This window comes from Actinocorallia aurantiaca, from assembly GCF_039533685.1.
In the GTDB taxonomy this organism is placed as follows: domain Bacteria; phylum Actinomycetota; class Actinomycetes; order Streptosporangiales; family Streptosporangiaceae; genus Actinocorallia; species Actinocorallia aurantiaca.
In genome coordinates this window covers 1-7,681 of sequence record NZ_BAAATZ010000004.1, presented here as the reverse complement: position 1 = coordinate 7,681, position 7,681 = coordinate 1, and the positions used below count along the sequence as shown (strand labels likewise).

General features: G+C 71.9%; 7 protein-coding genes. 1 reads left to right on the top strand and 6 read right to left on the bottom strand.

Features of this window, described 5'->3' with window-relative positions; translation table 11 throughout:
- Positions 1-119 precede the first annotated feature (119 nt).
- Positions 120-938 (bottom strand): NAD(P)-binding domain-containing protein, encoded by an 819-nt coding sequence (locus ABD327_RS05675; protein WP_344449097.1) that lies wholly within the window; start codon positions 936-938, stop codon positions 120-122.
- Between the two features lie 274 nt (positions 939-1,212).
- Positions 1,213-2,061 carry a DUF6597 domain-containing transcriptional factor gene (locus tag ABD327_RS05670; RefSeq protein ID WP_344449096.1) on the bottom strand — a complete coding sequence of 283 codons (849 nt, stop codon included), beginning with the start codon at positions 2,059-2,061 and terminating at the stop codon, positions 1,213-1,215.
- Between ABD327_RS05670 and ABD327_RS05665 the strand changes: the two genes are divergently transcribed.
- Entirely contained in the window at positions 2,060-2,641 is a 582-nt protein-coding gene (locus tag ABD327_RS05665; protein ID WP_344449095.1) for a TIGR03086 family metal-binding protein, read from the top strand. The genes ABD327_RS05670 and ABD327_RS05665 overlap by 2 nt on opposite strands.
- Before the next feature lie 60 nt (positions 2,642-2,701).
- On the opposite strand, the gene ABD327_RS05660 is transcribed toward ABD327_RS05665, so the two are convergent.
- The 4 genes from ABD327_RS05660 to ABD327_RS05645 all read right to left on the bottom strand — a co-directional run.
- Positions 2,702-3,709: a polyprenyl synthetase family protein gene (locus ABD327_RS05660; protein WP_344449094.1), complete on the bottom strand. Its 1,008-nt coding sequence runs from the start codon at positions 3,707-3,709 to the stop codon at positions 2,702-2,704.
- On the bottom strand, positions 3,706-5,883 hold the full coding sequence (locus ABD327_RS05655; RefSeq protein WP_344449092.1) for a terpene synthase family protein: 2,178 nt from the start codon (positions 5,881-5,883) through the stop codon (positions 3,706-3,708). The genes ABD327_RS05660 and ABD327_RS05655 overlap by 4 nt, the downstream gene beginning before the upstream one ends.
- Positions 5,884-5,922: 39 nt before the next feature.
- The gene (locus ABD327_RS05650; protein ID WP_344449091.1) at positions 5,923-7,335 is read right to left on the bottom strand and encodes a family 2B encapsulin nanocompartment shell protein; all 1,413 of its coding nucleotides are present in this window, start codon (positions 7,333-7,335) and stop codon (positions 5,923-5,925) included.
- A 117-nt stretch (positions 7,336-7,452) separates the two neighbouring features.
- Positions 7,453-7,681, bottom strand: a 229-nt coding sequence (locus tag ABD327_RS05645; protein ID WP_344449090.1) for a hypothetical protein, incomplete at its 5' end; no start/stop codon positions are given.

Genomic DNA, 7,681 nt, shown 5'->3' with positions numbered 1-7,681 from the left:
GGCGGGGCCTCCTTCGTTCCCGGCGACGGTGAACGGCCCAGCGGCTCGGTGTTCCGGACCGCCGAGGCCCGGCCGGAGCCTCGGCGGGGATCCGTAGAGCCGTTGGGGCCCGCCGGGGCTCAGTGGGCGAACTTGAAGCCCGCCGCGCGGAGCTTGGCGGAGGACACCGGCATGGTCGGCGTCTTGATCTCGCCGCGGAAGGACAGCGGGGGCAGGCCCTCGGCGGCGCAGATCTCCCCGAACGCCTGCTCGTTGGTGGGGGGGACGGTCTCGTCCGGGACGGCGTTGTAGATGCCGGTGAGCTCGTTCTCCACGACGAAGGCCAGCGCGGCGGCGGCGTCGCGGTAGTCGATGCGGTACAGCAGCGAGTCGGCGGAGAACGGGACGCTGCCGCCCAGCATCTCGTGGGCCATCTTCACGCGGCTCGGGTAGTCGATGTCGCGGGGGTGGCCGTAGACGTCGGGGATGCGCACGGCCGCGCCGCGGGGGGTGGCCAGGACGGCCTCCTCGCCGGACGCGAAGTTCCGCGGCGAGGCGTCGTCGTCTTCGGTCGGCGGCGTCGACTCGTCCACCACGTCGCCCCGGCCGGCGCCGTACACCGACACCGAGCTGGTGAACACCACCCGGGGGTGCACGGCCGCCGCGGTGGCGGCGCTGGCGGTGAGCGTGTCGGCGTACTCGGCGATCCGCGACTGGGCGTCGAAGGACCGGGAGATCCGCGGGCTCACCGTCAGAACGACGGCGTCGGCCCCCCGCACGGCCTTCTCGACGGCCTCACGGTCGCTGCCGCGCAGCACCGCGACATCGGTGCAGACCTCCTGAAGCTCACCCACCCGAGCCTCGGTGGTCGTGGTCCCGGTCACCCGGTGCCCCGCCGCCGTCCAGCGCCGGGCCAGTTCCATGCCCACATTTCCACAGCCGATGATCACATAATGCACGATGAGAACCTCCAGATGGAAACAGTGTTTCCACTGTGGCGCATCCGGACCGCTCCTGCCAAGACCACGCAGGTCACGGCCTGCACTCCGCCCCCGGTTCCGGCGGACGCCCGCGCCCGCACACCGAGCAGTCGGCCGCCCGCCTCGGAACGGAGCCGCCGCGCATCCGCAGCGTATGCGGAACAGGCCGAAGACCGGCGCCGCAGCCCGAAGATTCTCCTCCGGCGTCACCCGGACGGAACGGATCGGTCGGCGTGCGGGCTCGCCGGGCGGGTCAGGGGCGGGCGTAGCGGGTGGGGGGTTCGCCCACGGCGGCGGTGAAGTCGCGGATGAGGTGGGACTGGTCGGAGTAGCCGAGTTCCAGGGCCAGGGCGGGCCAGTCGACGTGGTCCCCGTGCTCGGCGCGGGAGGCGAGTTCGTGGAGGCGGGCGCGGCGGAGGACCCATTTGGGGGTGGCGCCCACGTATTCGGCGAACAGGCGTTGCAGGGCGCGGACGGAGAGGCCCGCGGCGGAGGCCGCCTCGTCCACGCGGAAGAGGGAGGGCCCGGTGGTGAAGAGGTCGACGAGCTCGGCGGCCCGCAGGGCGTCCGGGTCGGGGTGCGGGGGGACGCGGGGAAGGAGGAACGCCTCGGCGAGGGCCACCAGCTCGTCCGGGTCGGAGGAGGACTGGACCGCGCGGCCCAGGGCGTCGACCTCGGGGCCGAAGCAGACGGCGGCGGGGACGCGGCGGTCGGCGAGCTCCGCGACGGGGGAGCCGGAGAAGGCGCGGAACGCCCCGGCACGGAACTTCACGCCCAGAGTGTGGGCCTCGGACTCCAGTTTCCGGGTGAACAGGCCGCGGGTGACGCCGTAGACGAACGCGCCCTCGGGCTCCATCGTCAGATGGACGTTGGGATGGCTGAGGACCTTCGTCTCGTAGACCTCCTCGACCCGCCAGCGGACGCACCAGTAGTGCTCGACGTACGGGGCGAGGGGAGCGCTCGGCGCGTGCTGCGTCAGATCGACGTAACGGGACTGTTCGTCGGGGTACAGGACGCCCCGGGCCTTCACCGCCATGACCGCATCGTAGCCGTCGCGTTTCTTCAAGACCGCCCGCCGCGCGCCGTTTATGTTCGAACGCATGAACGAAACGTACAAGGCCATGACGGAGTGCGCCGCCGAAGCGACGCGGATCGCCGGAAAGGTGCCCGGCCACGACCTGGACGGCCCGACGACCTGCTCGGAATTCGACCTGCGGGCCCTGGTGAACCACTGGGTGCTCTACACCTCCTACGGCCTGGAGCGCCGGGCGCTGAAGACGCCCCTCCCGCAGGAACTCGTCGAACGCGACTTCACCGCGGCGCAGGACTGGCCCGCCGCCTACGCCGCCCAGCTCACCCGGGCCCTGGAGGCCTGGTCGTCCCCTTCCGCCTGGGAGGGCGAGGTCCCCCTCGGCGACGGCCACGCGGCGCCCGCCCCCCAGATCGCCGAAATGATCGTCAAGGAGATGGCCGTACACGGCTGGGACGTCGCCCGCTCCATCGGCGAGGACTTCCGGATCGGCGAGGAGTCCGCCGCCCTCGTCCTGCGCGTCGTGGAGGAGCACGGCGACCTGTACCGCCAGTACCAGGGCTTCGCCGACCCCGTACCCCTCCCCGCCTCCGCCACCACCTTCGACCGCGCCCTGGCCTCCTCCGGCCGCGACCCCTACCGGCGGACCTGAGCGGGTGGGACCGGCCGGGGCCGCCTCGGTGGGGCGAAGCGGCCCCGGCCGGGGCGGGGGTCAGCGGGCCCGGTCTATGACCAGGTCCGCCAGGGTGGTGAGTTCGGAGAGGATCATGGGGTCGGGGGAGACGGACCGCAGGGTGGCCAGGGCCTGGTTGCGGAGCTGGGTGAGGCGGTCGAGGCTCCAGGAGCGGCCGCCCGCGGCCTCCACCAGGGCGGCCGCTTCGGCGGGGTCGAAGGCGCCGGGAGTGCGGTACAGGTCGTGCAGGGCGCGGGCCGCGCGGGTGCCGGAGGTGAGGGCGGCGACGACCGGGAGGGACTTCTTGCGGTTGAGGAGGTCGGAGTAGACGGGCTTGCCCGTCTCCGCGGGATCTCCCCAGATGCCCAGGAGGTCGTCCATGTGCTGGAAGGCCAGGCCGAGGTGCTCGCCGAAGAGCGCGAACGCCGCCACCTGGTCGGGGGTTCCGCCTCCCGCGTCGGCGCCCAGGGCGCAGGCGCAGCGCATCAGGGCGCCGGTCTTGCCCACGGCCATCGCGACGCACTCCGACAGGAGCACGTCGTCCCGGGTCTCGAAGGACATGTCCAGGTTCTGGCCGTGGAGCAGGTCCAGGACGCCCGTGGTGAGCACCCTCGTGGGGCCGCCGGCGGCCGCCAGCGTCTCCATGGCCAGGGCCAGCAGCACGTCGCCGGTGAGGATCGCCGGGTTGGTGCCGAAGACCCGCCAGGCGGCGGGACGGTGCCGCCGGGTCTCGTCGCCGTCCATCACGTCGTCGTGCAGCAGCGAGAAGTCGTGGATCAGCTCGACCGCCACGGCCGCGGGCACCGCGTCCTCGGCCCGCCCGCCGACGGCCCGGGCCGCCAGCAGCGCCAGGGTGGGGCGGAGCGCCTTGCCGCCGGAGCCGGTCGGCCGGCCCTCGGCGTCCCACCAGCCCAGGTGGTAGCCGCTGATCAGCCGGACCGTGTCGGGCAGCGAGCCGACGGCCTCGCGGAGCGCGGGTTCGACCAGGGTCCGTCCCCAGCCCAGTATCTCGGGGGCCGGACGGGATACCTCGTGCAAGGCGCTCATGGAGTCCTCTCTGCGAAAAGTCGGGCGGCGGCGGTGCCCAGCCCGGTGAGGGCCGGCACGCCGGTCGGGAGCGCCCGGTCCCCGACGAGCTCGGCCTCGGGGTACCGGGAGGTGGCGCGATGCCAGTGGAGGATCGCGACCATCCAGTCGCGGAGCTCCTCCAGATAGGCGTCCAGGGCCGTCCTCGCCTCCTCGGACAGGCCGAGCCGGTCGCACAGCACGGGCAGTTCGACGGCGACGAGATGCTCGAACTGCCGCCGCCGCTGCCTCATCAGCCGGCCGGTGAACTCGACGGCCCGTTCTTTGGAGACGTCCAGGAAGTGCTCCAGGATCAGGACGATGTTGTGCAGCTCGCCTTCGAACTCGATCTCCTTCTGGTAGGAGAACAGGTCGTTGAGGAAGGTGCCGTAGTCGGCCGCCGCGTTGTTGATGGACTGTAGGGTGCGGCTGGCGAAGACCTCCGGTGGAATGCTCTTTTCGTAGCCGATCCGCGACAGGAACATGGTCAGGTCCGAGCCGAAGGTGAGCCTGCGCATCTCGACGTAGTCCACCGGGTCGGGCAGCCGGTGCTGCGCCTCGTTCGCGACCTCCCAGGCCATGCCCTCGATCATCACGGCGATCGCCCGGTGGAAGCCCTCCCGCTGACCCCGCGACATGGGCCCCGCGGTCCGCGTCCACAGGTCGGCCAGGGCCGTCTCGACGGGGTTGAGCGGGGGCGGCACCGGGCCGAGGTCCACCGGCATGAACGACGGGAGCCTGCGGGCGAAGGCCCTGGCCCCGGTCGCGTCCAGGGCCGCGCCGTGCACCCGGGGGAACCAGTCGTCGATGTAGGTGCCCCAGGTGAGCCAGCCCGACGACAGGACGAGCTCGTGCGCGCTCGCGTCCGGGTCGAGCCCGGCCGAGCACAGCGGGAAGTCGAAGCCGTGCAGCTGGCGCTCGGTCCACAGCGCGCCGGGGACGTCGAAGCCCATCCGGCGGGCCCAGGCGTTGTTCTCCCGGCGCGCGTGCTCCAGATGGGGGCTGAGCCGCAGCGGGTAGGGCATGTCGAAGTCCGGCAGCAGGCTCGGCCCGACCCGCCGGAACGGGACGTGCAGGTAGGCGCGGAACCGGTCGAGGCCGAGGTTGCGCGGGCCGGGCGGGAGCCTCGCCGCGGAGGTGCCCAGCCCGGTGGGGGAGTAGCTCACCGGCCCCTTGTTCATGTACCGGCTGGAGCGCATGTGCCACTCGTGGCCGCCGGACTGCCAGTCCTGCAGCCCCTTCACCCACCCGGCGGCGGCGAGCGCGCCCTCGGCCGGGACGGCGTGCTCGGCCAGCGCCGCGGGCAGTTCGGTGACCGCGGTGTGGTCGAACTGGTGGAGCCGGGAGGTGAGCAGGTCGTTGACGAGGTCGGCGGCGGTCTGCGCGTCGTGGCCGAAGAACTCCTGGAAGACCAGGACGGCGTTGGACAGCTCGCCCTCCTCCTGGATCTCGCGCTGGTAGGAGAACAGGTCGTTGCGCAGGTGCACCGCGTCGGCGAACGTGTCCCGCAGGACGTCCACCGCCCGGCTGTGCGCGATCTCGTCGGGCAGCTCGCAGCCGGTGGCGTACTCCACCAGGTCGGACGACCAGGGGGCTCCGCCGACCCGCCGCCGCATCTCGACGTACTCGACGGGATTGGCGATCCGGCCGTCGTTGATGTTGACCAGTTCCCACAGGGACTCGTCCAGCAGCGCCGCGGTGTTCAGCGCGAACCGCTCGCGCCAGCGCGGCGACATGGCGGGGACGGTGCGCGCCCACAGGTCCGCCAGGCCCTTCTCCACGGGGTGCAGCGGCTCGGGCGTGCCGAGGGACGGGTCGGCGGGCATGAAGAGGGGCAGCCTGTCCAGGTAGCGCTGCGCGCCCTCCAGGTCATGGGTGCGTTTGAACAGTTCCAGGAAGTGGTCGTCGAAGTAGAACACCCAGACGTACCAGTCGGTGACGGTGTCCAGGACCGGGCCGGGGGAGTCCGGATGGGTGTAGGCGCACAGCGACGCGTAGTCGTGCGCGTCGTACTCCTCCTCGGTCCACACCGATTCAGGGCCGAGGACGCCCATCTCGTAGGCCCACCTCTTGGCGTGCTCCCTGGCGTTCTCGGCTCCGGGGTTCAGCCGTGCCGGGTACGGCAGGTAGAACTCCGGCAGTTCGAAAGGCTGCATCCGGACTCCCCTCTCAGGCGCTCGGTTCGGCCGACGGGCTCAGAAGTGACCGAGCTCGACGTTCTCCAGCACGCCCAGGGCGTCGGGGATGAGGATCGCGCAGGAGTAGTAGGCGCTCACCAGGTACTGGATGACGGCCTGCTCGTTGATGCCCATGAACCGCACCGACAGGCCGGGCTGGTACTCGTCGGGGATGCCGGTCTGGTGCAGGCCGACCACGCCCTGCTCGTCCTCGCCGGTCCGCAGCACCAGGAACGAGCTGGTCTGCCGGTCGCTGACGGGGATCTTGTTGCAGGGGAAGATCGGCACGCCGCGCCAGGCCGGGATGTGGTGGCCGCCGACGTCCACGGGCGTGGGGTACAGGCCGCGCTTGTTGCACTCCCGGCCGAAGGCCGCGATCGCCTTGGGGTGGGCCAGGAAGAACTTCGAGCCGCGCCGGCGGGAGAGCAGCTCGTCCAGGTCGTCGGGGGTGGGCGGGCCGCTGTGGGTCTGGATGCGCTGGCGGAGGTCGGCGTTGTGCAGCAGCCCGAACTCCCGGTTGTTGATCATCTCGTGCTCCTGGCGTTCGCGCAGGGCCTCGATGGTCAGCCTGAGCTGCTGCTCGACCTGGTTCATCGGCTCGTTGAAGAGGTCGGCCACCCGGGTGTGCACCCGCAGCACGGTCTGGGCGACCGACAGCTCGTACTCGCGCGGTTCGAGCTCGTAGTCCACGAAGGTGCCGGGCAGCAGCGGCTCGCCCGAGTGCCCGGAGGAGAGCGCGATCTCCTTCTCGCCGTACCGGTTGTGGTCGGGCACCGGGCTGGCCAGGTAGGCGGCGACCTGGGCCTGTAGGGCGGGGGAGGAGCCGCGGACCTGCCGGAAGTCGGCCCGGGTCAGGGTCAGCACCGTGCAGGGGGTCTGCGCCTTGAGGGTGTACTCCCACTCGTGCTCGCCCACCAGCGCGTCCGCGCCGAGGAAGTCGCCGTCGGCGCACAGCCCGAGGGAGACCTCCTCGCCGTACTTGGAAAGGCCGATCCGCTGGAGCTTGCCGTGGGCGAGCAGGACGACGTACTCGGCGGGGGAGCCCGCCTCGACGAGGACCTCGCCGGGGGCCAGCTCGCGCTGCTCGCAGCGGTTGGCCAGGGTGCGCAGCACCTCGGGGTCCTCGAAGTCGCGCAGCACGGGGAGTTCGGAGAGCTCCTCGGGGATCACCTGGACCCGGGCGCCGGTGGAGACGAACTCGATCCGGCCGTCCCCCAGGGTGTAGGACAGGCGCCGGTTGACGCGGTAGGCGCCGCCGGAGACCTGGACCCACGGGAGCATCTTCAGCAGCCAGCGGGAGGTGATCTCCTGCATCTGGGGCGGGGTCTTGGTGGTGGAGGCCAGATTGCGGGCCGCCGCGGTGCCCAGGCTGAGCTGTTCGGCCTGCGCGCCGTCGGAGCCGGACTGGGTGCGGTCCGCTGTCTCGGTCATGCCATACCGCCTTCTCGTGGGGAGCTTGCCTTGAGGAAGTTACTTACGGTGATCTCATGATCACAATAAGTTCTTTGCTGTCCCTTGGGTAACACCATTCACACGCTCGAGCCACCCTCAGCGCGGCCGGAAGATCGCCCCGCAGGCGGCGGAGACGACCACCGACACCACGGCGGCGGCCAGCACCCCGCCGAGCACGTTCCGCTCCTCGTGCAGCGGCCGGAACCTCCGGACGGCGGGACGCGCTGCGGCCTCCTCCGCCGGTCGCAGCGTGCGGACGGGGGCCGGGGAGGCGCTCTCGGCGGGAGCGGGCCGCCGGGAGGGGGCGGGCGCCGAACTCGACGCC